Source organism: Sphingomonas sp. TF3, from assembly GCF_003985085.1.
Taxonomy (GTDB): domain Bacteria; phylum Pseudomonadota; class Alphaproteobacteria; order Sphingomonadales; family Sphingomonadaceae; genus Sphingomonas.
Window position 1 is genome coordinate 197,708 of sequence record NZ_RWKS01000003.1, and the last position, 25,101, is coordinate 222,808.

Genomic DNA, 25,101 nt, shown 5'->3' on the forward strand with positions numbered 1-25,101 from the left:
TGCCCGCCAGGGATTGAATCGTCTTCGCAACGATGAGGGGCAGGACGATGGCGGCACGGGCCTATTGGCAAGGACAGATCCGGCTCGCGCTCGTCTCGATTCCCGTCGAAATCTACAGCGCGACCAAATCGGGCGCGCAGATCAGCTTCAAACAAATCCATGAGCCGAGCGGCAAGCCGATCCATTACGACAAGGTGGTCACCGGCGTTGGTCCCGTCGACACCGATGAGATCATGAAGGGCTTCGAATATGAAAAGGGCTCTTACGTGCTGCTCGGGCAGGACGAGATCGATGCGGTGAAGCTCGAGTCGAAGAAGACGCTGGAGCTCACGCAGTTCGTCGACGCGAGCGAGATCGACGTGCTCTATTACGAAAAGCCCTATTTCGTGGTGCCGGCCGACGATCTGGCCGAGGAGGCGTTCATCGTGCTGCGCGAGGCGCTGCGGCGGACCAAGAAGGTCGGGCTCGGCCAATTGGCGATGCGCGGGCGCGAATATGTCGTCAGCCTGAAACCGTGTGGTCGCGGCATGGTGCTGGAAACGCTGCGCTATGCCGATGAGGTCAACAAGGCGCAGGGCTATTTCCGCGACATTCCCGATGACACGCCCGATGCCGATCTGATGGAACTGGCCGAGGCGCTGATCGAGAAGAAGAGCGGGGCCTTCCACCCGCAGGATTTCCACGATCGCTATGTCGATGCGCTGCGCGACCTGGTCGAGCGCAAGCGCAAGGCGAAGGGCGGCAAGATCATCGAGGATGCGGGCGACGATGCGCCCAAAAAGGGCGGATCGAACGTGGTCGACCTGATGGCGGCGCTGAAGAAGTCGATGGGTGGCGCGGCTCCGGCCAAGCCAGCGGCGAAACCCGCCGCCAAGAAAGCCCCCGCCAAGCGCGCCCCGGCGAAAAAACGTGCATAGCGCCGTTTCTTCTCCCCTCCCCGGAAGGGAGGGGGTAGGGGGTGGGTCGGCTTATGGCGGAGCCGATTGCCCGTTTCAGAGCAACCCACCCCCAACCCCTCCCTTTCAGGGAGGGGAGGCCATATGACGCTCGACCCGCTCGCCAAATACAACGCCAAGCGCGACGTCGCGAAGACCGCAGAGCCTGCGGGCACGCTCGAACCCTGGCACGGCAATCGCTTCATCGTGCAGAAGCACGACGCCTCGCGACTGCACTGGGATTTCCGGCTGGAAGTCGATGGCGTGCTGAAAAGTTGGGCGGTGACGCGCGGGCCTAGCCCCGACCCCGCGCAGAAGCGGCTGGCGGTGCGGACCGAGGACCATCCCTTGTCCTATGCCGATTTCGAGGGGACGATCCCGGCGGGCGAATATGGCGGCGGCACTGTGATGCTGTGGGACAGCGGCACCTGGTCCCCGATCAAGGGCAAGAGCGCCGAGGACCTCGACCAAGGCCACCTCCACTTCGTGCTCGACGGCCAGCGCATGAAGGGCGAGTGGCTGCTGATCCGGCTGAAACCGCGCGGCAAGGAGAAGGCTGAGAACTGGCTGCTGCGCAAGATCGACGATGCGGAGGCAGGCGGGGCCGATACGCTGGTCGAAACCGCGCTGACCAGCGTGACGACCGGGCGCACAATGGCGGAGATTGCGGAAGGGAAGAAGCCGACGGCTCCCCGGCGAAAGCCAGGGGCCAGGGTTGCAAAAGCTGCGCCCGTTGCTGGGGAGCCCGGCGTTCGCCGGAAAACGGCCGCCAGGCCGGTGTTCCAGGAGCCGCAGCTTTGCACCCTCGTCGATTCCGTTCCGACCGGTAGCCAATGGCTGCATGAGGTGAAGTATGACGGCTATCGCGCGCTGATCGCGGTCGACAAGGGCAAGGCCACGGTGTTCACGCGTAGCGGGCTCGACTGGACCGACAAGTTCCAGGCGATTGCCGATGCCGTCGCCAGGCTCCCGGTCGAGACCGCACTGTTCGATGGCGAGATCGTCGCGTTCAAGGATGGCCGCCCCGATTTCTCGACGCTGAAGGACGCGATCGCGTCCGGCGGCGACATGACCTTTTTCGCTTTCGATCTGCTGAACCTAAACGGCGAGGATTTGTCCGGCCTTTCCAATCTCGCGCGCAAGCAGCGGCTCCAGCCTTTGATCGACGGCAAGGACCCGCGCGTCCAATATTCCGACCATATCGCCGGGCAGGGCGAGCCATTGTTCGAAACGATGTGCAAGGAAGGCTATGAGGGCGTCGTCTCCAAACGCGCCGACGCACCCTATCGCGGCAAGCGCACGCAGGCGTGGCTCAAGACCAAATGCACGCGGCGGCAGGAGTTCGTCATTGTCGGCTGGACGCCGAGCGCCAAGTCGCGCGGGTTCGCGTCGTTGTTGCTCGGGCTGAACGGGCCGGATGGGCTGGTCTATGCCGGCAAGGTCGGCACCGGCTTCGACACCGCGACAATGCTCGATCTGCGCGCGCGGCTGGAAAAGATCGAGCGCAAGACGCCGACCGTGGACGCGCCGCGCGCGGCGGTGCGGGGTGCGCATTGGGTGTCGCCAAAGCTGGTCGCCGAGGTGGCCTTTGCCGAGACCACGCCTGATGGCGTATTGCGGCATTCGAGCTTCATCGGCCTGCGCGAGGACAAGCCAGCGCGCGAGGTGGTGGCGGAAACGCCGGTGCAGCCGGAAGCGGCGGAAACGCCCGAAATCCACATCAAGGTCAGCAGCCGCGACCGGGTGATCTTCCCCGAATCGAACATCACCAAGGGCGACCTCGCCGATTATTACGCCAAGGTCGCGGGCATCATGCTGCCCTGGGCCGCCAACCGGCCGATCAGCCTGGTGCGCTGTCCGCAGGGGCGCGCCAAGCAATGTTTCTTCCAGAAGCATGACGCGGGCAGCTTCAAGGGCGAGCATGTCCACACGGTGCCGATCACCGAGAAGGACGGGTCATCCGAAGAGTATCTGTACATCGACGATGCCGACGGGCTGGTCGCGTGCGTGCAGATGGGCACGATCGAATTCCACGGCTGGGGATCCTCGGTCGCCACGCTGGAACAGCCCGATCGCATGGTGTTCGATCTCGACCCCGATGAGGGGCTGGGCTTCGATCTGGTCAAGAAGGCCGCGGTCGAGTTGAAGGAGCATCTTGCCGAGCTGGGGCTGGTCAGCTTCGCGATGCTGTCGGGCGGCAAGGGTGTGCATGTCGTCGTGCCGCTGACCCCACAGGCCGAATGGCCCGCGGTCAAGGATTTTGCCGATCGCTTCGCCCGCGCGCTGGGGGAGGCTGCGCCCGACCGCTTCGTCGCGACCATGTCCAAGGCCAAGCGCAAAGGGCGGATCTTCATCGACTGGCTGCGCAACCAGCGCGGCGCGACCGCTGTGCTGCCCTATGTCGCGCGCGCGCGTGCCGGGGCACCGGTGGCGGCACCGGTCTCGTGGAGTGAACTCGGCGGCATCGACACCGCCGCGCGCTGGAGCATCCACAATGCCGACGAGTTGATCGCGCGCGCCGCGTCGCGAGAACTGGCGGGGTGGGGCATTGCCGATCAGGTGCTGCCCGATTTGTGACGGGCGGCGTCCAGACTAGACGGTGACCTGCTCGCCCAATTCCAGCACCTTGCCGGGCGGAATCTTCAGGAAGTCGGTCGGGTCGCTGGCATTGCGTTGCAGGAACATGAAGATGCGGTCCTGCCATAGCGGCATGCCCTGATTGGCGGCGGGCTTGATCGTGTTGCGGCCGATGAAATAGCTGGTCTTGGCGGGGTTGAGCACCTTCTTGTGGCTCACCGCCTCCAGCCCCAGGTCGCGCGGCACGTCGGGCGATTCCATGAAGCCATAGGTCAGCACCACGATCACGAAATTGTCGTCTACCGGGCGGATTTCAGAGCGTTCGCTGGCCTCGACCGAGGGGCGGTCGGCGGTGCGCACGCTGACGATCAGGTTCTTTTCGTGCAGCACCTTATTGTGCTTGAGATTGTGCAGCAGCGCCCCCGGCGCGCTGTCGGGGTTGGCGGTAAGGAACACGGCAGTGCCTTCGACACGCTCGGGCGGGCGCTTGGCGAGCGCGGCGGCGAGATCGGCGAGCGGCACGCTCTGCCGTGCTTCGAACGCGCGGACGATGCCGCGACCGCGATTCCAGGTGTAGATGATCAGCCCGATCGCGCCTGCTACTACCAGCGGCACCCAGCCACCTTCGATGACGCGCAGGATGTTTGCGCCGAAGAAGATCAAATCCAGCGTGAGGAACGGCAGGATCACCGCCAACGCCAGCGGCCGTCCCCAGTTCCAGCGATGCCGCACAACGATGTAGGCGAGCAGCGTCGTCACCACCATCGTACCGGTTACCGCGATGCCATAAGCGGCGGCCATCGCCGAGGAGGTGCGGAACTGGATGACCAATACCAACACCCCGGCCAACAGCAGCCAGTTGATCGACGGGAGGTAGATTTGCCCGGCTTGCGTCGCCGAGGTCTGCAAGATGCGCAGGCGTGGCAACAGGCCGAGCTGGATCGCCTGTTGCGTCAGCGAATAGGCACCGGTGATCACCGCCTGGCTGGCAATCACGGTTGCCAGCATCGCGAGAACGATCAGCCAGGGGCGCACGCTCTCGGGTGCCATGACGAAGAACCAGTCCTGGTTCACGAACGGTTTGCCCGACGCCGCTGCCGCTTCGAGCGCGTTCAGGGCATAAGCCCCCTGGCCCAGATAATTGAGGACGAGGCAGGGGAAAGCGAGGAAGAACCAGCCGATGCGGATCGGCTTGATCCCAAAATGGCCCATGTCGGCGGTCAGCGCCTCCGCTCCGGTTACCGTCAGGAACACCGCCCCCAGCACGAACAGGCCCGTAACGCCGTGCGTGGCAAGCAGGATCGCGCCATAATGCGGCGAGAGCACGCGCAGGATCGAAGGTTCGTCGGTGATATGCCACAGGCCGAGCCCGCCGATCGCCAGAAACCACACGATGCACACTGGCCCGAACAGCGCGGAAACACTCGCCGTTCCGCGGCTCTGGATGAAAAACAGCGCGACGAGGATCACGATCGTCACGCCGAGGATCGCCGAGTCATCGAAAATAGTGGCAAGCGCAGGAATGGTCTTCAGCCCCTCCACCGCCGACAGCACCGACAAAGCGGGCGTGATGATCGCATCGCCGTAGAAGAGCGAGGCCCCCGCCGCCCCCAGCACCAGCGCGATGAGCGAGCGCCGCCCCAGCGCGCGCCGGGCGAGTGCGGTGAGCGCCAGCACGCCGCCTTCGCCCTGATTGTCGGCGCGCATCAGGAAGATGACATATTTGACCGTGACGACCAGGATCAGCGACCAGATTGCGAGGCTCAGCACGCCCAGAATCTCGCCGGCGTCGATGCCGTCGCCTGCCGTCTGGCTCAACGCTTCGCGAAAGGCATAAAGCGGGCTGGTGCCGATATCGCCGAACACCACGCCGATCGCGCCGATCGTCAGGGCCAGCAACGCCGGATGCGGCGCGTGCGGGGCAGGACTGTCAGGCTTGGTCGCGGTCGCTGCGGTCATAAGGGGTAAAATGGCTCGTCAGGAAGGACGGCGCGCTTTACGCTCGTGGGGGCTTTGCGCAAGGCCTTTGATACCCGCGCTGGCCATGCGGCCTGGTTACCGTTGCGCCACGGCCACCATTGCGACATAGGCGAACGATGGTTCCCTTTTCGTTCGCAGGCCGTGATTTGCTGGCCCTGGGCAGCGGCGCGCTGTTCTGGCCCGCGCGCGGTGCGGTGCTGGTGGCCGACCTGCATTTCGAAAAAGCGAGCTGGTATGCGCGCGGCGGCCAGATGCTGCCGCCATATGACTCGCTGGCGACGCTGGCGGATCTGACCGCCCTGGTCGAGACACTGCGCCCGCGCGAGATCTGGTGCCTGGGCGACAGTTTCCATGACGATGAGGGGTGCGATCGCTTGCCGGATGCGGCGCAGGCGCGGCTGCGTGCGCTGACCGGTGAGGTTGCATGGACGTGGATCACCGGCAACCATGATGCGGGGATGGTCGATCGTTGCGGCGGGGTCGTGGTTGACGAGGCCGAGGTCGACGGGTTGATCCTGCGCCATGAGGCCGTGCCGGACGAAGTCCGTCCCGAGCTTTCGGGCCATTTCCATCCCAAATTGCGCTTGCGCGTTCGCGGGCGTTCGGTCTCCCGCCGCTGTTTCATCGCCACCGCCCATAAGCTGATCCTGCCCGCGTTCGGTGCGTTGACCGGCGGGCTGGATGCCGCGCATCCGGAAATCGTCCGCGCAGTCGGGCCGGGCGCGGAAGCGCTGATCCCGGTCGAGGATCGTCTGTTGCGCTTCCCGCTGGCGGCCTGAAGCCCGGCGCGACGTCTCAGCTCGCCAATTGCGGAAAGCCTGCGCGGAACGCCGCAACCTTCGGTTTGTCGAAGGTCACGATATAGGGGTGGTTGGGGTTCCGGTCGTAAAAATTCTGATGATAGTCCTCCGCCGGAAAGAACGCGCCCGACTCGATTTTGGTCACGATCGGCTTGGCGAAGACATGCGCTTGGCTCAATTGCGCGATATAGGCCGTGGCCACGCCGCGCTGCGCCGCGCTTTGCGGGAAGATTGCCGAGCGATAGCTATAGCCGGTGTCGGGGCCTTGCCGATTGAGCTGGGTCGGATCGTGCGCGATCGAGAAATAGACGCGCAACAGCGTCGCATAGCTGACCTTGGCCGGATCATAGACGATGCGCACCGCCTCGGCATGTTTGGTCGTTTCGCTTGAAACCTGATCATAGGTCGCGGTGTCGCGCGTGCCCCCGGCATAGCCGGCAGTGACGTTGGTCACGCCCTTCACATGCTCGAACACCGCTTCCATGCCCCAGAAACAGCCGCCCGCGAACACGGCGGTTTGCCGACCGGTGGCGGTGACATCGGTTTTGGCGACGGGCAGCGGCACGGCGCGCTCGGCCTGCGCGGTGCCGCCGAGCGCGAACAGCGCGACACCGGCAAGACCTGTGGCAAAGAGAAGGGGCTTTAACATCGGGACACCTCTTGATGGGACACGACGTAGTTCGTGTCTTGGCCGCACTTAGTTACGGCCGGGCAGCCAAAGAGATGTCGTGTCGGATCAATGCCGCTTCAAGCCGCGCACGCGGTGCCAGATATAGAAGCCAACCGCCGCCACCAGCACGACTGCGATCACCGCATCGGCGCTGTGGAACGCCGCCTTGACGCGCGGATCGCTGTTCCATTTGTCGCCCAGCACCATGCCGAGATAGGCAAGGCCGAAGCACCACGGCCACGATCCGATGAAGGTATAGATATGGAAGGGGATCAGCGGCATCCGCGCTACGCCCGCCGGAAACGCGATGAACGAGCGGATCACCGGCAGCAGGCGACCGATCAGCACCGCGATATTACCGAAGCGCGCGAAGAAGCGGTCGGCGGCATCGAGTTCGCCTGGGCCGACCAGCACGTAACGGCCCCAGCGCTCGGCCACCGGCCGCCCGCCGCGCTTGCCGATCTCATAGCCGACGATCGAGCCGAGATTGCACCCGATCGCGCCCGCTGTCGCGGCGAGGTACAGGTTGAAATGCCCGGTCGAGACGAGATAGCCGGCAAAGGGCATGATGATCTCGGACGGCAGTGGGATGCACGCCGATTCGATCGCCATCAGCAGCGCGATGCCGAGATAGCCGCCGGTGGAAATGACGCCGATGGTGAAGGTCGCGAGGATGCCGAGAATTTTTTCGATCATAAGCGGGTGCTTTGCCGTGGGACGTGGCGCGGGGCCAGCGGAAATGTGCTCGGCCGTTGGGAGGGGCTTTGCGTTTTAGGCTGCTTTGCTTCGCTGCCCCTCGCCTCCTGCGTCTCCCGGGCGAAGGACGGGGCCGCGTTCCTTGGCGGCTATTCGTGAGTGCTGGCCATTGGCTAGTGCCTTAGCGGGCGGATAGTCACCTCCCTCCCATTTGCGGTCATTCTTGCTCCTGCTAAGGTCGTCCGATGGGCCTCTTAGAAACTGCGCTCGCCGTAGCGATAGGCGTTCCGATATACGATTATATCTCGGTAACAGGATCCGCTGCGAAGTTTTCCAGCTTCGATTATCAATATTGGCCGCCCTCTAATCTTCGGTGGGTCGGTATCGCGGCTTTAGCAGGCGGTATATTGGTCACCTTTGCCCTAATGCACCCGCCCGAGCCGGACAGTCGCATCTGGGTAATTTTGCCGGGATCACTTGGCTTGGTCCTGCACGGCTGCATTACAATTGTGGATATGTTCCGGCAAAAACGCGTGGCTATGAGCGACCCGGACGACAGCTAGCCACCAATTCCAAAAGCGCCATGGGCCCGCCCAGTGAAGGGTGGTAGAGCGTCCCTATGAACGAGTCCGACAAACGCCTCGCGGCGCTGGCTGCGGTGGAAGAGGTTCGCGCTGGCATGATTGTCGGCCTTGGCACCGGGTCCACCGCAGCGTTTGCGATCGAGGCGCTGGGCGAGCGGGTGCGGGGCGGGCTGGCGATTCAGGCGGTTGCGACCTCGCTTGCCACCGAGGCGCATGCGCGCGCCGCCGGCATCACGCTGATCGACCTGCCCGCGCGGATCGACCTGACCATAGATGGGGCCGACGAAATCGATGGCACCCTGCGCGCGATCAAGGGGGCGGGCGGCGCGATGTTGCGCGAGAAGGTGGTCGCCGCCGCCAGCGCGCGGATGCTGGTGATCGCCGATGGCTCCAAACGCGTCGCCGCGATCGGGGTGGCGAAGATCCCGGTCGAAACCTTGCCCTTCGCCCGCAATTTCGTGGCCACGCGACTCGAAAGCCTGGGGGCCGAGGTTGCCTTGCGTGCAAATTTCATAACGGATCAGGGAAATTCCGTCCTCGATTGCCGCTTTGCGCCCGATATCGACCATCGCCGCCTTGCCGCCGAAATCGCCGCAATTCCGGGTGCTTTGGGGCACGGCCTGTTCCTGAGCGAGGTATCTGCCGCCTATATCGCGACCAATGGCGTCGTTACGCGGCTGGAACGCGACGAAAGGACACGATAAGGCCCTCGCACACCGCAACCGGGCGGGCGCAGGTGCGTTCAGACCCACATTAGCGAGGCGATACCGTTCATGGCCGATACCCCGACGACTGCGACTGCAACGAGCGTTCATGAGGACGGCTCGCCCGAGCGCCTCGCCATCGACACGATCCGCACCCTCTCGATGGACGCGGTGCAGGCCGCAAATTCCGGGCACCCGGGCACGCCAATGGCGCTGGCTCCGGTCGGTTATACGCTGTGGAGCAAGTTCCTGCGCTACGATCCGGCCACCCCGGATTGGCCCAATCGCGACCGCTTCGTGCTGTCGGTCGGCCATGCGTCGATGCTGCTCTACGCGCTGATCCATCTGGCCGGGATCGAAGAGATCGATGCCGAAGGCAACAAGACCGGGCACCCCGCGCTCAGCCTCGAAGACCTAAAGCAGTTCCGCCAGCTCTCGTCCAAGACGCCGGGCCATCCTGAATATCGCCACACCACCGGTGTAGAGACCACCACCGGTCCCCTCGGTGCAGGCTGCGGCAATTCGGTCGGCATGGCGATCGCGGAGCGCTGGTTCGCGGCGCGCTACAACAAGCCCGGTTTCGACCTGTTCGACCATGATGTCTATGCGCTGTGCGGCGATGGCGACATGATGGAGGGCGTCTCGGCCGAAGCTGCCTCGCTCGCCGGGCACCTCAAACTGTCCAATTTGTGCTGGCTGTACGATAGCAATCACATCTCGATCGAGGGCGCGACCAGCCTTGCCTTCGACGAAGACGTCGGCAAGCGCTTCGAATCCTATGGCTGGAACGTCATCCATGTGAACGACGCCAACGATGTCGCTGCGCTCACCGCCGCGCTCGATACGTTCAAGGCGACGACCGACAAGCCGACCTTCATCGTCGTGCATTCGATCATCGGCTATGGCAGCCCCAAGGCGGGCAGCGAAAAGGCGCATGGCGAGCCGCTGGGCGAGGAGAATATCCGTCTGACCAAGCAGGCCTATGGCTGGCCCGAAGATGCCAAGTTCCTGGTCCCCGACGGCGTTGCCGAGCACTTTAAGGGGGCGATTGCCGGTCGCGGCGCGCCCTTGCGCGAAGCCTGGGACGCGCTGCGCGCGCGTTATGCCACCGAATATCCCGAGGAATCGGCGCAGCTCGACGCGATCTTCACCGATAGCCTGCCCGACGGCTGGGATTCCGATATCCCGGTGTTCGATGCCGACGCCAAGGGCGTCGCCAGCCGCGACGCGGGCGGCAAGGTACTCAACGCGATCGCGGCCAAGGTGCCGTGGCTGCTCGGCGGCTCTGCCGATCTGTCGCCCTCGACCAAGACCGACATCAAGGGCGCGGCTTCGTTCGAACCCGGCAATTATGGCGGCAGCAACGTGCATTTCGGCGTGCGCGAACATGGCATGGGCGCGATCGTCAACGGCATGACGCTGTCGCATCTGCGCGGTTATGGCTCCACCTTCCTGGTGTTCGTCGATTATATGCGCGCGCCGGTGCGCCTGTCGGCGATCATGGAAATCGGATCGGTGTGGGTGTTCACCCACGATTCGATCGGCGTCGGCGAAGACGGCCCGACGCACCAGCCGATCGAGCATCTGGCGACGCTGCGCGCGATTCCAGGGCTCGACACGATCCGCCCGGCCGATGCCAATGAAGTGGCGGCGGCGTGGCGGGCGATCATGGCCGATGCCAGCCATCCGACCGCGCTGATCCTGTCGCGGCAGGCATTACCGACGCTCGATCGCACAAAATATGCGAGCGCGGACGGCTTGGCCAAGGGTGCCTATGTGCTCGCCGACAGCGAAAACCCGGAGGTGATCCTGATCGCGACGGGTTCCGAAGTGTCGCTGGCGCTGGCGGCGCACGACAAATTGGTCGCGCAGGGCGTGGCATCGCGCGTGGTGTCGATGCCGAGCTGGTATCGCTATGAAAAGCAGGACGCCGCTTATAAGGAATCGGTGCTGCCCAAGGGCGTGAAGGCGCGGCTCGCGATCGAGATGGCGGGTGAAATCGGCTGGGATCGCTATGTCGGTCTCGACGGGCGCACGATCACCATGTCGACCTTTGGCGCGTCGGCACCGATTGCGAAATTGCAGGACAAGTTCGGTTTCACTGTCGAAAATGTCGTCAAGGTTGCCACCGAAATGCTCGGCGAGGCCGCCTGATCCCCGATTGGCCTTGTTCCGGTAACCGTCATGCCCAAATGCATTGCTACGCTGGCGGGATGGACTCGGAACAAGGCCGGGTGATGCCACTAGGATATACGGAGAAGCACTGATGGGCCGTTTGAACGATCTCGCAAATCTCGGTCAGGCCGTGTGGCTCGACTTTGTCGACCGCAAGTTCCTCGCCGAGGGCGGCCTGCAGAAACTGGTCGATGAGGACTCGCTGACCGGCGTCACGTCGAACCCGTCGATCTTCGAAAAGGCGATGGGGCATGGCGATGCCTATGATGCCGAGCTTGCGGCGTTCGACAAGGCCAACCCCGATGCGTCGACGATGGAGCGCTACGAACATCTGGCGATCCTCGACATCCAGGCAGCGGCAGACACGCTGCGCCCGGTCTATGACCGGCTTGGCACCAAGGATGGCTATGTCAGCCTGGAAGTGTCGCCCTATCTCGCGAACGACACCGACGGCACGATTGCCGAGGCACAGAAATTGTGGGCTGCGGTCGATCGGGCGAACCTGATGATCAAGATTCCCGGCACCCCTGCCGGTGTCCCCGCGATCGCCGCGACGATCGACGCTGGGATCAACGTCAACGTGACGTTGCTGTTTTCGCAAAGCGCATATCAGGCAGTGGCGGAAGCCTATGTCGAGGGCCTGGAAAAGCGCGTCGCGCGCGGTGAGCCGATCGACCATATCGCGAGTGTCGCCAGCTTCTTCGTCAGCCGGATCGACTCGAAGATCGACGACAAGATTGATGCAGGGGTCGGCGGCGATGCGGCCAAGGCGCTCAAGGGCAAGGTCGCCATTGCCAATGCCAAGCTCGCTTATGCCTGGTATGAAGAATTCATCGCGTCCGCTCGCTGGCAGGCCCTCGCCGCCAAGGGCGCGCAGGTGCAGCGGCTGCTCTGGGCATCGACCGGCACCAAGAACCCCGATTATCCCGACACGCTATATCTCGACACGCTGATCGGCAAGGACACGGTCAACACCGTGCCGCCCAAGACGCTCGATGCGTTCCGCGAACGCGGCACCGCTAAGCTTACGCTGACCGAGGATGTGGCGGGTGCGCGGCATGTTCTGTCCGAGACGGAGCGGCTTGGCCTGGATCTAGACGGCGTGACCGATACGCTGGTCGAGGAGGGCGTCGCGTCCTTCTCCAAGGCGTTTGACGATCTGCTCGGAGCAATCGCCGCTAAGCATCCTGCGCACGCCTGAAGGACCATATTCATGAAGATCGGAATCATCGGCCTTGGCCGGATGGGCGGGAACATCGCGCGCCGAATCATGCGCGCCGGGCACGAAACCGTGGTGTTCGACCGTGATGCCAAGGCGGTGGCTGCACTCGCCGCCGATGGGTCGGTGGCGGCGGAGTCGCTCGAGGACATGCGCGACAAGCTCGACACGCCCGCACTCTACTGGGTGATGCTGCCGGCCGGGGAACCGACCGAGCAGACCATCGCCACGATCGGTGGCTTTGCCAAAGCGGGCGACATCGTCATCGATGGCGGCAATAGCTTCTACAAGGACGACATCCGCCGCGCGAAAATGCTCGCCGAAAAGGGCATCCACTATATCGATGTCGGTACGTCGGGCGGCGTATGGGGCCTGGAGCGCGGCTTCTGCATGATGGTCGGCGGCGACAAGGGATCGGTCGACCTGATCGATCCGATCCTAGCCGCGCTGGCTCCGGGCATTGGCACGATCCCGCGCACGCCCGACCGCAATGCCGATAAGGAAGATCCGCGCGCCGAGCAGGGCTATATCCATGCCGGGCCTGCGGGGGCGGGGCACTTCGTCAAGATGGTGCATAACGGCATCGAATATGGCCTGATGCAGGCCTATGCCGAGGGCTTCGACATCCTGAAGGGCAAGGCGTCGGAAAACCTCCCCGAGGACGAGCGCTTCGATCTCAATTTGACCGATATCGCTGAAGTGTGGCGGCGCGGATCGGTCATCTCGTCGTGGTTGCTGGATCTGTCGGCGTCGGCGCTGGCCAAGGATCAGGCGCTCGATGCTTTTTCGGGCAAGGTCGCCGATTCGGGCGAGGGCCATTGGACGATCGAAGCGGCGATGGAGGAGGCGGTGCCGGTCAACGTCCTCTCCGCTGCCTTGTTCGCCCGTTATCGCAGCCGGGTCGAGCATACGTTCGGCGACAAATTGCTGTCGGCAATGCGCTTTGGCTTTGGTGGCCATGTCGAGATGCCGCAGTGACAGACGCCAGTGCGATCCGGCTGGTGGTGTCGGATGTCGATGGCACGTTGGTCGATCGCGCGAAGCAAATCACGCCGGGCGTGGCGGCGGCGGTCGCACGGCTGCGCGCGGCGGGTTTGCCGTTCACGATTATCAGCGCGCGGCCGCGATCGGGCCTGATGCCGATTGCCGAAACGCTGGCGATCGATGCGCCGATGGGGGCGTTCAATGGCGGTACGGTCTTTACCCGCGATGGGCGGGTGACCTGCCACCATGTGGTCGACCGGTCGGTGGTCGAGGCGGCCTTCGCGGCGGCGCGCGGGCTGGCAGTCGACACCTGGGTGTTCGCTGACGACCTGTGGTATGCCAGCACGGACGTCGGCGCGCATGTCACCAGCGAGCGGATCGCGTCGAACCAGACGCCGATCGTGACGCAGGATTTTTCAAGCCTGTACGATCGCGTGGATAAGATCACCTTCGTCAGCGATGTGCCGACGCTGCTCGCCGATCTCCACGCCAGCCTGGAGCCCCATGCGGCGCAAGCGACGATCGCCCAGTCGCAGACTTATTATCTCGATATCACTGCGCTGCGGGCCAATAAGGGCGACGGCGTGGCAACGCTGGCCGAGGTGATCGGCGTGCCGCTCAGCGAAACGGCGGTGTTTGGCGACCAGGCCAACGACTTGCCGATGTTCGCCCGCGCAGGCCTGTCGTTTGCGATGGGGCAGGGGCCCGAGGCGGTGCGGGCACAGGCCGACCATGTGGTGGCAGGTAACGACCGGGATGGCGTGGCCGAGGCGATCGACGCGATTCTGGCGGGGCGATAATCCCCGCCGGGTCAGCGCCCGAACCAGATCCGCTGGATTTCCTTCGTGCCGTCCAGCCACTGGTGCTTCAGCGCCCCCGCCAGATGCAGAGCGACCAGTGCATAGACCGCATAAGCAATGATCTCATGCGCTTCGCCAAACCCGTCATGCACCGCCTTCTTGGTCGCGGGATCGAGCGCCATGATGAAGCCGAGGCGCGGCCATTGGAACAGGCCGAACAGGTACATCGGCGTGGTCGCGGCCTTTTCATAGGCCGAATCCATGATCCAGCCGGTCAGCGGCATGGCGAACAGGATCGCGTACAGCCCCCAGTGCACGATATGCGATGCGGCCACTTCCCAACCGGCATAGCCGCGCGGCAGCGGCGGCGGACGATGGCCGAAGCGCCACAGGATGCGCAGCAGGGCCAGGCCAAGGATGGTGATGCCGATCGACTTGTGCAGGTCGATCGCCGGGCGCACCTGCGCATCGGGCAGGACCGGCCAGATCCAGGCGAGCGCGACGTTGGTTACGATCAGCGCTGCGACCAGCCAATGCAGCACGATCGCAACGTTGGAGTAGCGCTGTACCAAGATAATGCTCCTGCCGATAAACTAGAGTTAACCTAGCGGGACTTGCGCCCGCGCGCTAGGCGGCGTCATCGCTCGTTCATCCTGGATCGGTATCGCCTCCGCAATGACTTCGCTCGCCCAAACGCTCGTGGCGGAATCGCCGCGCCTGACCCCGCGACGGATTCCCGTCGCAAGCCGGATCATCGGTGCGTTCGGGCCGATCCTGTTCGTCGCGCTGCTGGTGCAGGCGTTCCAGCGGCAGGGGTTGGCGGTGTGGTCGATCGGCATCGTTTATATTTTATATGACACAGCATTGCTCGCGTTCACCGCATGGAACATCCGGGATTTGCGCCTGAAGCCACAGCCCGCGCCCGCGACCTCGGTCTCGTTTGGCGTGATTGTCGCGGCGCATAATGAGGAAGGCGTGATTGCGGCGGCGATCGACCGGCTGGCGGGCCAGACGGCCGCCCCCGATCTGATCCTGATTGCGGACGATGGATCGAGCGATGGCACCGCCGCGGTGCTGGCGCGCCGCTACGGGCTCGTGGCACCGCCGCTTGGCACGATGAGCGAGCCGTCACCGGTGCTGCCGTCGCTGCGCTGGCTGCGGTTGCGCCACGGTGGCAAGGCGCGGGCGCTCAACGCGGCAATGGTGCAGGTCGATACCGAAGTGGTGCTGACGGTCGATGCCGATACGCTGCTCGAACCCGGCGCGATCGCCGCGATGCGCGCGGCCTTTGCTGCCGAGCCCGAACTGGTGGCGGCGACGGGGGTGCTCGCGCCGATTTGCGGGCCGGACTTGCAAGGACGGTTCTTCGAGTGGTTCCAGACCTATGAATATGTCCGCAATTTCCTGTCGCGCCATGCGTGGGAGCGGCTGAACAGCCTGTTGCTGATTTCGGGCGCGTTCGCCGCGTTCCGGCGCGATGCGGTGGTAGCAGTCGGCGGGTTCGATCCCGATTGCATGGTCGAGGATTACGAGTTGATCCACCGGTTGCATCGTCACGCGGTGGATCATGGGCGCGACTGGACGGTGCGCGTGGTCGGCGGTGCGCTGGCACGGACCGATGCCCCGGCGAGCCCGCTCGCGTTCCTGCGCCAGCGGCGGCGCTGGTTCGGCGGCTTTCTGCAGACGCAGCATTGGAATCGCGACATGGTCGGCGCGCGGCGCTTCGGCTGGCTTGGCACGGCGATGCTGCCGGTCAAGACGCTCGACACGCTTCAGCCGATCTACGGGCTGGCGGCATTTGCAATCCTGATCGGGCTGGTGGCGACCGGGCGCTTCATGGTCGCGCTGCCGATCCTGATCGTGATGCTGGTCAAGATCGCGATCGATCTGACCTTCCATTTGTGGTCGCTTGGTATTTACAAGAACTGGACCGGGCAGCGCGAGGGGCTGGGGCTGTTCCCGGCGCTGATCGCGGCGATCCTGGAACCGTTCAGCTTCCAGCTATTGCGTCACGCCGGGGCGGTATGGGGCTGGCATGCCTTCCTGACGGGTCGCGAAAGCTGGGGACGGCAGCGGCGCACCGCGATCATCGCACCGGCGGAGTAGCGGGGCGCGCTTACGCCACCAGCCGGTAGCCGATGCCCGGTTCGTTGAGCACCAGCGCGGGGGCTGCGGGGTCCGCCTCGAGTTTCAGCCGTAGCGCGCGCACGGCGACGCGCAGATATTCGACGTCGTCGATATGGCCTTCGCCCCACACCACCCGCAGCAAATGCGCATGAGTCAGCAGCTTGCCCGCATGGCGTGCCAGTTCGGCGAGCAGCGCGAATTCCTTGCGGGTGAGCTTCACCGATACGCCATCGCGCCAGACCTGATGCGCGGCGAGATCGATTTCGACCGGCCCCACCTTTAGCCGGTCCTGCCCAGCCGCTGCCGCATTGTGCCGCCGCAGCGCGACCCGGATGCGCGCCAGCAATTCCTCGGTGTCGAACGGTTTGACGACATAGTCATCGGCTCCGAGATCAAGCGCGGCGACCTTTTCTGCGGTCGCGTCGCGCGCGGTCAGCACGATGACGGCGCGGTCCATCGCCTTCAGCAGCGGCACAAGCTCGATGCCGTCGCGGTCGGGCAGACCGAGATCGAGCAGCACCAGCTCGCATCCCGGGCGCCGCGCGGCGGTCAGGGCATCGTGGGCGGTGGCGGCTTCGTCGGCGGTGAGCCCGGCGCGCTCGACCGCTCCGCGCACGAGGCGACGGATTGCGGCTTCATCATCGACGATCAGGATTTGGGCGGTCATGCCGCTGCCGTACGCCGGATCAGTGGATTGGGCCAAGTCACGCAAAACGCCGATCCGCCGGTCTCGCGGTTGGAGGCGCTGACGCTCAGCCCCATCGCCTGGGCAAAGCCCTGGACGATGGCGAGGCCAAGCCCGGTGCCGCCGCTGCGATCATCGCCATCGACGCGGGTAAAGCGGTCGAACAGATGCGCCTCGCGCCCCGGTGGTAGTCCCGGGCCCTGGTCGAGCACGCCGAGCGTGAGACCGTCGGGGGTGCGACGTCCTTCGATGATGATGTCGGTATCGGCGGGGGCGAATTTGGCGGCGTTGCCGAGCAGGTTGATGAGGACGTGGTGCAGCATGCGGGGATCGGCCTCGACCAGCGGCAGGGTCGGCGGCACGTCGAGAATCAGGCGATGGCGTGCCAGTTCGGCGCGAAGTTCGTGTGCGGCGGCGGCGACCGCATCGGTCAGGTCGGTGGCCTCCTGCCGCATGACCAGCGCGCCGGCCTCGATCCGGGTCATCTCGACCAGATCGTCAAACACGCGCCGCAAACGCCGGGCCTCGCTCTGCAACGTGGCGGTGGTGGGGGAGGCCCCACATTCGCTGGCGAGCTGATCGGCGGCGGCAACGACGGCGGTGAGCGGCGTCTTGAGGTCATGCCCGATCGAGGACAGCAAGGTCGCGCGCAAATCGTCGCGCTGCTTCAGCGCACTCACCTCGCGCGCCTGCGCTTCCAGTTGCAGACGTTCGTGGGCAAGCGCGGCCTGGCCAACCAGGGTGGCGAACAGCACGCGTTTGTCGGCGGGGATCGGATCGCCATCGCCATCGCGCGCAACGCCGAGCACCCCCAACACGCCGAGCGCGGTCTTGAGCGGATGGAATTGCCACGCACTGGCCGTCAACGTCCCGCTCGCGCGCCCGGTCACCTCGCCGCGATCGAACGCCCAGTCGGCGGCGGCGAGATCGATCGGGCTCAGTTGCGGCACATCGGGCGCACCGGCGATCGCGACATGGCGGCCATCGCGCTCGCCTAACAGGACCGTGGACACGCCCAGCAAGGCAGCGGTTTCCTCGCACGTAGCGGTCGCCGTGCCGGTCTCATCGGCGACGGCGGCAAGACGCTGGCCGAACGCCGCGAGCGCGGCATTTTCGGTGGCGGTGCGCGCGCCGAGATTGGCTTCGCGGCGGACTTGCCCGGCCAATTGGCTCGCGACGACCGCGACGATGACGAACACGATCAGCGTGACGACATTCTGCGGATCGGTGATCGTCAGCGTGTAGAGCGGCGGCAGGAAGAAAAAATTATACGCCAGCGCCGCGCCGATGCTCGCGATCAACGAGGGGCGCAGGCCGTAGAGCGTGGCGGTCGCGATCACCGGCAGCAGATACAGCAGATCCATCGCATTGGCACCGACCAGCGGCTGTAACAGCGTCGCGAGCGCGGTGTTGGCACCGACGAGTGCAAGCCCGATCAGACTCCCGCGCGCCAGGATCGGCCGAGTGGTGGGGGCTTCGCGTAACGTTTCGCTGGGTTGCGCGACGGGTACGACATGGATCGCCACGCCATCGAGCGCCCGCACCAGCCGGTCGACGATCGAGCCGTGGCGCAGCTCGAACCACCACGAACGGCGCGACTTGCCGATAACGACGGCGGTCGCGCGCGCTTCGCGGATTTGCGCGACCAGACCCTCGAGCACAGTGCGCGCGGGGATGGTGGCAATGGTCGCGCCAAGACCGGTGGCGAGGTCGAGCGCATGCGCCATGCGCGCGCGCGCCTCGGCGGAGAGTGTCGCAGTGCGCGGGGTTTCCACCACCACCGCCGTCCAGCTTGCGCGGAGTGCATCGGCCAGACGTTTGGCCGCGCGGATCAGCGTTTCGCTGCCCGGCTGATCGCCAACCGCGACGACGACGCGCTCGCCGCCGGCCCAGGTGCCGCTTTCGCCGAGGCTGGCGACATGGTCGAGCAAATGGCGGTCGACCGTCTGCGCGGCGCGGCGCAACGCCAGTTCGCGGAGCGCCGACAGGTTCGATTTCGAGAAGAAATGGCCGAGCGCGCGCGTCGCCTCGGCTGGGATATAGACCTTGCCGTCCTTCAGCCGGTCGATCAGCTCGTCGGGCGGGAGGTCGACCACTTCGATCTCGGCATCGTCCAGCACCGCATCGGGCACGGTCTCGCGCACACGCACGCGGGTGAAACCGGCGACGACATCGTTGAGGCTTTCGACGTGCTGGATGTTGAGCGTGGTGAGCACGTCGATGCCCGCTGCGCGCAACTCTTCAATATCCTGCCAGCGCTTGGGGTGGCGGCTGCCGGGGGCATTGGTATGCGCAAATTCGTCGATCAAGGCGACTTGCGGATGCCGCTTGAGCATCGCGTCGAGATCGAATTCCTCGAGAGTGTGCGCGCCATGGACGATTTTAGCGCGCGGCAGCACCTCGAATGGGGCGGTCAGCCGTTCGGTTTCGGTGCGGCCATGCGTTTCGATCACGCCTGCGACGACATCGGTACCAGTGCGCAGGAGTTCCGCGCCTTCGCGCAGCATTTCGAAGGTCTTGCCGACACCGGGGGCGGCCCCCAGGAATATCTTGAGACGACCACGCCCCTCCCTTTGGGCGGCCTTGAGCAGAGCATCTGGGGAGGGGCGGGTTTCGGTCATTGCACGCCCGTGCTGATGCCAGCAGCCGTCACCCCGGGCTTGTCCCGGGGTCCACTGCGCCGCACATCCTGACGACGCTGATCTATTGGCACGGTGGACCCCGGGACGAGCCCGGGGTGACGAAGAAAGGAGAAGGTCGCGAGCGTCATTTGCCCGATGTGGTAGCGGAAAGCATATCAAGCTGTCGATTGAACAGCAGGACGTTGACGTGCGGTTCGCCGATGATGCCGAGCACGGGTTGCTCGGTCTGTTCGGCGATGAGCGACTTTACCTTGGCGACATCCAGGCCGCGCGCCTTGGCAATGCGCGGTGCCTGCAAAAAAGCCGCCTCGGGGCTCAGATCGGGATCGAGCCCCGAGGCGCTAGTGGTGACCAGGTCGGCGGGTAGATCCCCGGTCATCCCTTCCGCCCGCGCGGTGGAAACGCGCTTGGCGATGGCGTCGCGCAGGTCTTTCGACCCGGGCGCTAGGTTGGTCGCGGCCGACGAACTCGCATCATAGCCATCCTTGCCAGCGGCAGAGGGACGCGGATGGAGATAGCGTGGGCCCGTGAAATTCTGGGCGATCAGCGCGGAGCCGATCGGATTGCCCTTGGTGTCCGACAGGATGCTGCCATTGGCCTGGACCGGCAGCGCGACCTGCGCGATGCCGGTGATCGCGGCTGGATACAGCAGCCCGGTGACGAGCGTGACGAGCAGCAGCAGGACCGCGGTGGGGCGGAGCGCGCGAAGCGTTTCGGTGAACATCGAAAGGTCCTTCAAGCGAGATGGAGGGCGGCGACGACGAGATCGATCGCCTTGATGCCGACGAATGGGGCGATCAGCCCGCCGACGCCGTAAACCGCGAGGTTGCGCGCCAGCAGCGTGCCTGCGGGGGCGGGACGGTACTTCACGCCCTTCAGCGCGAGCGGCACCAGCGCCGGGATAATCAACGCGTTGAAGATGATCGCCGACAGGATTGCGCTTTCCGGGCTCGCCAGGCGCATGACGTTGAGCATGCCCAACCCCGGATAGAGCACGACGAAGATCGCGGGCAGGATCGCGAAATATTTCGCGACGTCGTTGGAGATCGAGAAAGTGGTCAGCGCGCCGCGCGTCATCAGCAATTGCTTGCCGAGGCCGACGATCTCGATCAGCTTGGTCGGGTCGCTGTCGAGATCGACCATATTGCCTGCCTCGCGCGCTGCCTGCGTGCCGGTGTTCATCGCCACGCCGACGTCCGATTGGGCGAGGGCAGGGGCGTCGTTGGTGCCGTCGCCGCACATCGCGACGAGCTTGCCGCCTTCCTGTTCTTTGCGGATCAAAGCGAGCTTGTCCTCGGGCGTCGCCTCGGCGAGGAAATCATCGACGCCGCTCTCGGCCGCGATGGTGGCGGCGGTCAGCGGGTTGTCGCCGGTGATCATCACCGTGCGGATACCCATCCGGCGCAGCTCGCCGAAGCGTTCGCGGATGCCCGCTTTGACGATGTCCTTGAGCTGGACGACACCAAGCAGACGGTTGCCATCGGCGACCGCCAGCGGGGTGGCACCGCCGCGCGCGATTTCGTCCGAGATTTTGCGCAGGGTATCGGCATTGGGAACATTGCCCAGCCGCATGAGGATCGCATCGACCGCGCCCTTCACCAACGCGCGATCCCCGATCTGCAGCCCCGACACGCGCGTCTGCGAGGTGAATTTGATCTCCTCGGCCCCCTCCGGCATCGCAATGGCGGCAGCGCCATCGGCGTTGGCGAGCACGACGATCGAGCGACCCTCGGGCGTTTCATCGGCCAGACTGGCAAGCCGCGCTGCCGCGGTCAATTCCGCGAGCGTAACCCCTGGAACCGGCAGGAAGGCGGTGGCCTGGCGGTCGCCGATCGTGATCGTGCCGGTCTTGTCGAGCAGCAGCGTATCGATGTCGCCGGCCGCTTCCACCGCGCGGCCCGATTTGGCGAGCACGTTGAAGCGCACCAGCCGGTCCATCCCGGCAATGCCGATCGCCGACAACAGTGCCGAGATCGTCGTCGGGATCAGCGTAACGAACAAGGCGACCAGCACCGGCACCGCGATGCCGCCATTTGCATAAGCGGCAAAGGCGGGCAGCGTGCCGACCGCGATCAGGAAGATCAGCGTCAGGCCTGCCAGCAGGATGGTGAGGGCGATTTCGTTGGGGGTCTTCTGGCGTTGCGCGCCCTCGACCAAAGCGATCATGCGATCGAGAAAGCCCTGGCCTGCGCCCGCCGTCACGCGCACCGTAATCGCATCGGCAATGACGCGCGTGCCTGCGGTCACCGCAGAACGATCGCCGCCGCCTTCACGGATGACGGGGGCGCTTTCGCCGGTGATTGCGGCTTCGTTGACGCTGGCGACGCCCGCGACAACTTCGCCATCGGCCGGGATCAGGTCGCCGGTCTCGACCAGCACTTCGTCGCCGACTTGCAGGCGGGCGGCGTCGACCCATTCCCAGGCACCCGCCACGCCAATCAGCTTCTTGGCGCGGAGATCCGCCTTGGTGGCGCGCAGCGCGGCGGCCTGCGCCTTGCCGCGGCCCTCGGCCAGCGCCTCGGCGACGTTGCCGAACAGCACCGTCAGCCACAGCCAGAAGACCAGCTGCCCTTCAAAGGCGGCATGGCCGGTGCCGGTGGCGAGGCCCTTGATGAGCAGGACGGTCGAGAGGCTGGCAACGATCGCCGTGACGAACATCACCGGCGTCTTGATCAGCTTGGCGGGGTTGAGCTTGAGGAAGGCATCCCGGACCGCTGCAGCAAGCAGCGGGCCGGTGAAGAGCGAAGCGTTCTGGTTTGCCATTGGCTTGGACCTTTTAGAGCAAAATGCCGGCGGCGACCTGCGCCTGGTCCGCAATCGGACCCAGCGCGAGCGCGGGCAGGAAGGTGAGACCCCCGACGATCACGATGATTGCCGCGAGCAGGCCGATCCACAGCAGCCCGGTGGTCGGGAACGAGCCCGGCCCCTCGGGCACGCGGCGCTTGGCGGCCAGGCCACCGGCGATCGCGAGCACGGGCAGGATCACCCCGAAGCGGTCGACGAACATGTCGAGCGCGAGCAGCAGATTGTAGAACGGCGTGTTGCCGCTGAGGCCACCGAACGCCGAGCCGTTATTGGCCGCGCCCGAGGTGAAGGCGTAGAGAATCTCGCTAAAGCCATGCGCACCCTTGGCGAGCGGCCCCGCGAGCCCGGCCCCGGTGACGCAAGCCACGGCGGTGAGGCCGAGGATGGCGAGCGGCGGCACGGCGATGGCGATCACCGCCAGCTTCATCTCACGCGATTCGATCTTCTTGCCGACATATTCAGGGGTCCGGCCGACCATCAGCCCGGCGATGAACACCGCGAGGATGCAGTAGATCAGCACCGCATACAGGCCTGAGCCGACGCCGCCGACGACGAGTTCGCCAAGCTGCATGTTGAACATCGGGACGAGACCACCGATCGCGGTGAAGCTGTCGTGCATCCCGATCACCGCGCCGCAAGAGGTGGCTGTGGTGATGACGGCGAAGAGCGCGGTGGCGGCGATGCCGAAGCGGACTTCCTTGCCCTCCATATTGCCCCCGGCGACGCCAAGTGCGTGGTGGATCGGGTTGCCCGCCGCCTCGGCCCCATAAGCGACCGCGACGCCGACGAGGAACAGCAGCATCATGGCAGCCAGGATCGCCCAGCCCTGGCGGATGTTGCCGACCGCCTTGCCGAAGGTAAGCGTGAGCCCTGCGCCGAGCACGAAGATCGTGAGCATCTGCAGGAAGTTGCTGAGCGCGGTCGGGTTTTCGAACGGATGTGCGGAATTGGCGTTGAAGAAGCCGCCACCATTGGTGCCAAGCATCTTGATGGCGAGCTGCGAGGCGACCGGGCCGACCGCGATGGTCTGCTTGGCGCCTTCCACCGTCGTCGCGACGACCGAGGGGCCGAAGGTCTGCGGCACGCCCATCACGACATAAGCAAGCGCGAGCGCGATCGAGAGCGGCAGCAGCAAATAGAGCGTGGCGCGGGTGACATCGACCCAGAAATTGCCGATTCCCGATGCCTGCTTGCGCGCAAAACCGCGGATGAAGGCGAAGGCGACGGCAATGCCGACGGCTGCCGACAGGAAGTTCTGCACCGTCAGCCCCGCCATCTGGCTGAGGTTCGACAGCGAGGATTCGCCACCGTAATTCTGCCAGTTGGTGTTGGTGACGAAGCTGACCGCGGTGTTGAAGGCGAGCAGCGTCTCCATGCCGCCAAACCCTTGTGGGTTCATCGGCAACACGCCCTGCAGTTTCAGGATCGCGAACAGCAGCGCGATGCCGCCCACATTGAACACCATCAGCGAGACGGCATAGCCGACCCAGCTTTGCTCGGCCTTGGGATCGATCCCGGCGAGTTTGTAGAAGCCGCGTTCGAGGAAGCCGAGCGGCATCTCCTTGCGGGCATAGAGGGCGTACATCCAATCCCCGGCTGGCTTGGCCAGCGCGATGATCAGGACGGTGAAGAGCAGGATCATGCTCCAGCCGGTGAGGGTCATGGCCGTGCCTCCCTCAATACCGCTCGGGCTGTGCAAGCACCGCCAGCAGATAGATCAGCACGATGACGGCGACGACGCCGCCGAGTAAGAGGTCAAAGGACATTGGGCCCGCCTGTGATGGTTCAGGCGACGTCCCTGCGCCGAAGCGGCGTTAGCGCGCGCGGGGGATTGCGGGCGGCGGGCGTAAAGCGAGCGTAAAGTGTGGGGGCGCTCCGGCTAGGCCGCGAACCCGTAAAATGGGGACTGCCTTTGCATCGGGCGGAACGGCAACAAGTTGTCGAAAGAAAGCGGTCGGCTTTTGGACCCGGACTTGCTAAAATAGTGGCTCTTGCACGCGAGGAGGTCAGCGTTAATCGACGACGATCTTGCCTTACTTCGTACCGATCGGTTCGCAGCGCGCGAGCTGGAGTTTGTGGCGGTCCTGCACGTCTTTCGACCGTTGGGCACCGACCTGCTGACGACGTTCTGCTTCTACGCAGCCTATGCCGCGACCGGCAATGTCGGGATAGCGACCATCCTTGCCACTGCTTTGGGCGTTGCCCAACTCGCTTGGGCGTTAGCGAGCGGACGCGCCGTGCCGCCAATCCAATGGGCGAGTCTGGTCCTCGTTATCGTGATCGGCGGGATATCCCTGGTGACGGGCGATCCTCGCTATGTGCTGTACAAGGCGAGCATCATTTACCTGGTAATCGGCCTCGCCATGCTGCGATCTGGCTGGTTGCTCCGCTATCTTCCTCCTATCGCAGAAAAATATCTGTCACGCCGCACGATCGTGGGCTTCGGATACATGTGGTCGGCGCTTCTTGTCGGGACCGGCATGCTGAGCCTGATCCTCATCCAGACGGAGCCTGCGCGTGTCGTCGCACTCATAATGGGTGTGTGGGCGCCCACCTCCAAGCTCGCCCTGCTGGGCGGCCAATATCTTGCCGGGCGTGCAATCGTGCGGCGAAAAATCATCGCCCTCCTCCGCCAGGCTGAGGCAGTCAGATCGTCAGCGGGATAGAATCGATCGCGAGGTGCCGGTCCCGGACTGGTACGTGGAACGACTGCTACCG

Annotated in this window: 20 protein-coding genes; 10 read left to right on the top strand and 10 right to left on the bottom strand. The window is 65.0% G+C overall.

The window, feature by feature from the left end:
- The first annotated feature begins 47 nt into the window (after nucleotides 1-47).
- A complete protein-coding gene (gene ku / locus EJC47_RS03760; RefSeq protein ID WP_126845547.1) occupies nucleotides 48-917 on the top strand; it encodes a non-homologous end joining protein Ku in 870 nt (289 codons plus the stop codon).
- Nucleotides 918-1,040: 123 nt separating this feature from the next.
- Nucleotides 1,041-3,512, top strand: a complete 2,472-nt coding sequence (gene ligD / locus EJC47_RS03765) for a DNA ligase D (RefSeq protein ID WP_126845548.1) — start codon at nucleotides 1,041-1,043, stop codon at nucleotides 3,510-3,512.
- A 15-nt stretch (nucleotides 3,513-3,527) separates the two neighbouring features.
- Here the strand turns inward: ligD and EJC47_RS03770 are convergent, their stop codons facing one another.
- A complete protein-coding gene (locus tag EJC47_RS03770) occupies nucleotides 3,528-5,471 on the bottom strand; it encodes a potassium transporter Kup (protein WP_126845549.1) in 1,944 nt (647 codons plus the stop codon).
- A gap of 137 nt (nucleotides 5,472-5,608) precedes the next feature.
- On the opposite strand from EJC47_RS03770, the gene pdeM reads away from it, so the two are divergent.
- The gene (gene pdeM, locus EJC47_RS03775) at nucleotides 5,609-6,271 is read left to right on the top strand and encodes a ligase-associated DNA damage response endonuclease PdeM (RefSeq protein WP_126845550.1); all 663 of its coding nucleotides are present in this window, start codon (nucleotides 5,609-5,611) and stop codon (nucleotides 6,269-6,271) included.
- A gap of 16 nt (nucleotides 6,272-6,287) precedes the next feature.
- Here pdeM and msrA read toward each other — a convergent pair whose 3' ends face one another.
- Together msrA and EJC47_RS03785 are read right to left on the bottom strand one after the other, a co-directional pair.
- Nucleotides 6,288-6,941, bottom strand: coding sequence for a peptide-methionine (S)-S-oxide reductase MsrA (msrA, locus tag EJC47_RS03780; RefSeq protein ID WP_126845551.1), 654 nt, complete (start codon nucleotides 6,939-6,941; stop codon nucleotides 6,288-6,290).
- Between the two features lie 87 nt (nucleotides 6,942-7,028).
- Complete coding sequence (locus EJC47_RS03785) at nucleotides 7,029-7,658, bottom strand: DedA family protein (protein ID WP_126845552.1); 630 nt, start codon at nucleotides 7,656-7,658, stop codon at nucleotides 7,029-7,031.
- 619 nt (nucleotides 7,659-8,277) lie between these two features.
- Here EJC47_RS03785 and rpiA point away from each other — a divergent pair.
- The 5 genes from rpiA to EJC47_RS03810 all read left to right on the top strand — a co-directional run bounded on the left by rpiA (nucleotide 8,278) and on the right by EJC47_RS03810 (nucleotide 14,124).
- Nucleotides 8,278-8,946, top strand: a complete 669-nt coding sequence (rpiA, locus tag EJC47_RS03790; protein ID WP_126845553.1) for a ribose-5-phosphate isomerase RpiA — start codon at nucleotides 8,278-8,280, stop codon at nucleotides 8,944-8,946.
- A gap of 69 nt (nucleotides 8,947-9,015) precedes the next feature.
- Nucleotides 9,016-11,100: a transketolase gene (gene tkt / locus EJC47_RS03795; RefSeq protein ID WP_126845554.1), complete on the top strand. Its 2,085-nt coding sequence runs from the start codon at nucleotides 9,016-9,018 to the stop codon at nucleotides 11,098-11,100.
- Nucleotides 11,101-11,212: 112 nt separating this feature from the next.
- Entirely contained in the window at nucleotides 11,213-12,322 is a 1,110-nt protein-coding gene (gene tal / locus EJC47_RS03800; protein WP_033966278.1) for a transaldolase, read from the top strand.
- A gap of 12 nt (nucleotides 12,323-12,334) precedes the next feature.
- Complete coding sequence (gnd, locus tag EJC47_RS03805; protein ID WP_126845555.1) at nucleotides 12,335-13,318, top strand: phosphogluconate dehydrogenase (NAD(+)-dependent, decarboxylating); 984 nt, start codon at nucleotides 12,335-12,337, stop codon at nucleotides 13,316-13,318.
- Entirely contained in the window at nucleotides 13,315-14,124 is an 810-nt protein-coding gene (locus EJC47_RS03810) for a Cof-type HAD-IIB family hydrolase (protein WP_126845556.1), read from the top strand. Before gnd ends, EJC47_RS03810 begins: the two co-directional genes overlap by 4 nt.
- A gap of 11 nt (nucleotides 14,125-14,135) precedes the next feature.
- Here the strand turns inward: EJC47_RS03810 and EJC47_RS03815 are convergent, their stop codons facing one another.
- Nucleotides 14,136-14,696: a cytochrome b gene (locus tag EJC47_RS03815; protein ID WP_033966275.1), complete on the bottom strand. Its 561-nt coding sequence runs from the start codon at nucleotides 14,694-14,696 to the stop codon at nucleotides 14,136-14,138.
- A gap of 103 nt (nucleotides 14,697-14,799) precedes the next feature.
- On the opposite strand from EJC47_RS03815, the gene EJC47_RS03820 reads away from it, so the two are divergent.
- A complete protein-coding gene (locus EJC47_RS03820; RefSeq protein WP_033966274.1) occupies nucleotides 14,800-16,230 on the top strand; it encodes a glycosyltransferase family 2 protein in 1,431 nt (476 codons plus the stop codon).
- 10 nt (nucleotides 16,231-16,240) lie between these two features.
- Here EJC47_RS03820 and EJC47_RS03825 read toward each other — a convergent pair whose 3' ends face one another.
- The 6 genes from EJC47_RS03825 to EJC47_RS03850 form a co-directional block, all read right to left on the bottom strand.
- A complete protein-coding gene (locus tag EJC47_RS03825; RefSeq protein ID WP_033966287.1) occupies nucleotides 16,241-16,918 on the bottom strand; it encodes a response regulator in 678 nt (225 codons plus the stop codon).
- Nucleotides 16,915-19,557, bottom strand: coding sequence for a sensor histidine kinase (locus EJC47_RS03830; protein WP_126845557.1), 2,643 nt, complete (start codon nucleotides 19,555-19,557; stop codon nucleotides 16,915-16,917). The genes EJC47_RS03825 and EJC47_RS03830 overlap by 4 nt, the downstream gene beginning before the upstream one ends.
- 145 nt (nucleotides 19,558-19,702) lie before the next feature.
- Complete coding sequence (gene kdpC / locus EJC47_RS03835; RefSeq protein ID WP_126845558.1) at nucleotides 19,703-20,302, bottom strand: potassium-transporting ATPase subunit KdpC; 600 nt, start codon at nucleotides 20,300-20,302, stop codon at nucleotides 19,703-19,705.
- Nucleotides 20,303-20,313: 11 nt separating this feature from the next.
- The gene (kdpB, locus tag EJC47_RS03840; RefSeq protein WP_126845559.1) at nucleotides 20,314-22,341 is read right to left on the bottom strand and encodes a potassium-transporting ATPase subunit KdpB; all 2,028 of its coding nucleotides are present in this window, start codon (nucleotides 22,339-22,341) and stop codon (nucleotides 20,314-20,316) included.
- Between the two features lie 13 nt (nucleotides 22,342-22,354).
- The gene (gene kdpA / locus EJC47_RS03845) at nucleotides 22,355-24,046 is read right to left on the bottom strand and encodes a potassium-transporting ATPase subunit KdpA (RefSeq protein WP_126845560.1); all 1,692 of its coding nucleotides are present in this window, start codon (nucleotides 24,044-24,046) and stop codon (nucleotides 22,355-22,357) included.
- A gap of 13 nt (nucleotides 24,047-24,059) precedes the next feature.
- Nucleotides 24,060-24,149: a potassium-transporting ATPase subunit F gene (locus tag EJC47_RS03850; RefSeq protein WP_081988579.1), complete on the bottom strand. Its 90-nt coding sequence runs from the start codon at nucleotides 24,147-24,149 to the stop codon at nucleotides 24,060-24,062.
- Nucleotides 24,150-24,485: 336 nt separating this feature from the next.
- Here EJC47_RS03850 and EJC47_RS03855 point away from each other — a divergent pair, with 336 nt between their 5' ends.
- Nucleotides 24,486-25,049: a septation protein IspZ gene (locus EJC47_RS03855; RefSeq protein ID WP_185867551.1), complete on the top strand. Its 564-nt coding sequence runs from the start codon at nucleotides 24,486-24,488 to the stop codon at nucleotides 25,047-25,049.
- Nucleotides 25,050-25,101 lie beyond the last annotated feature (52 nt).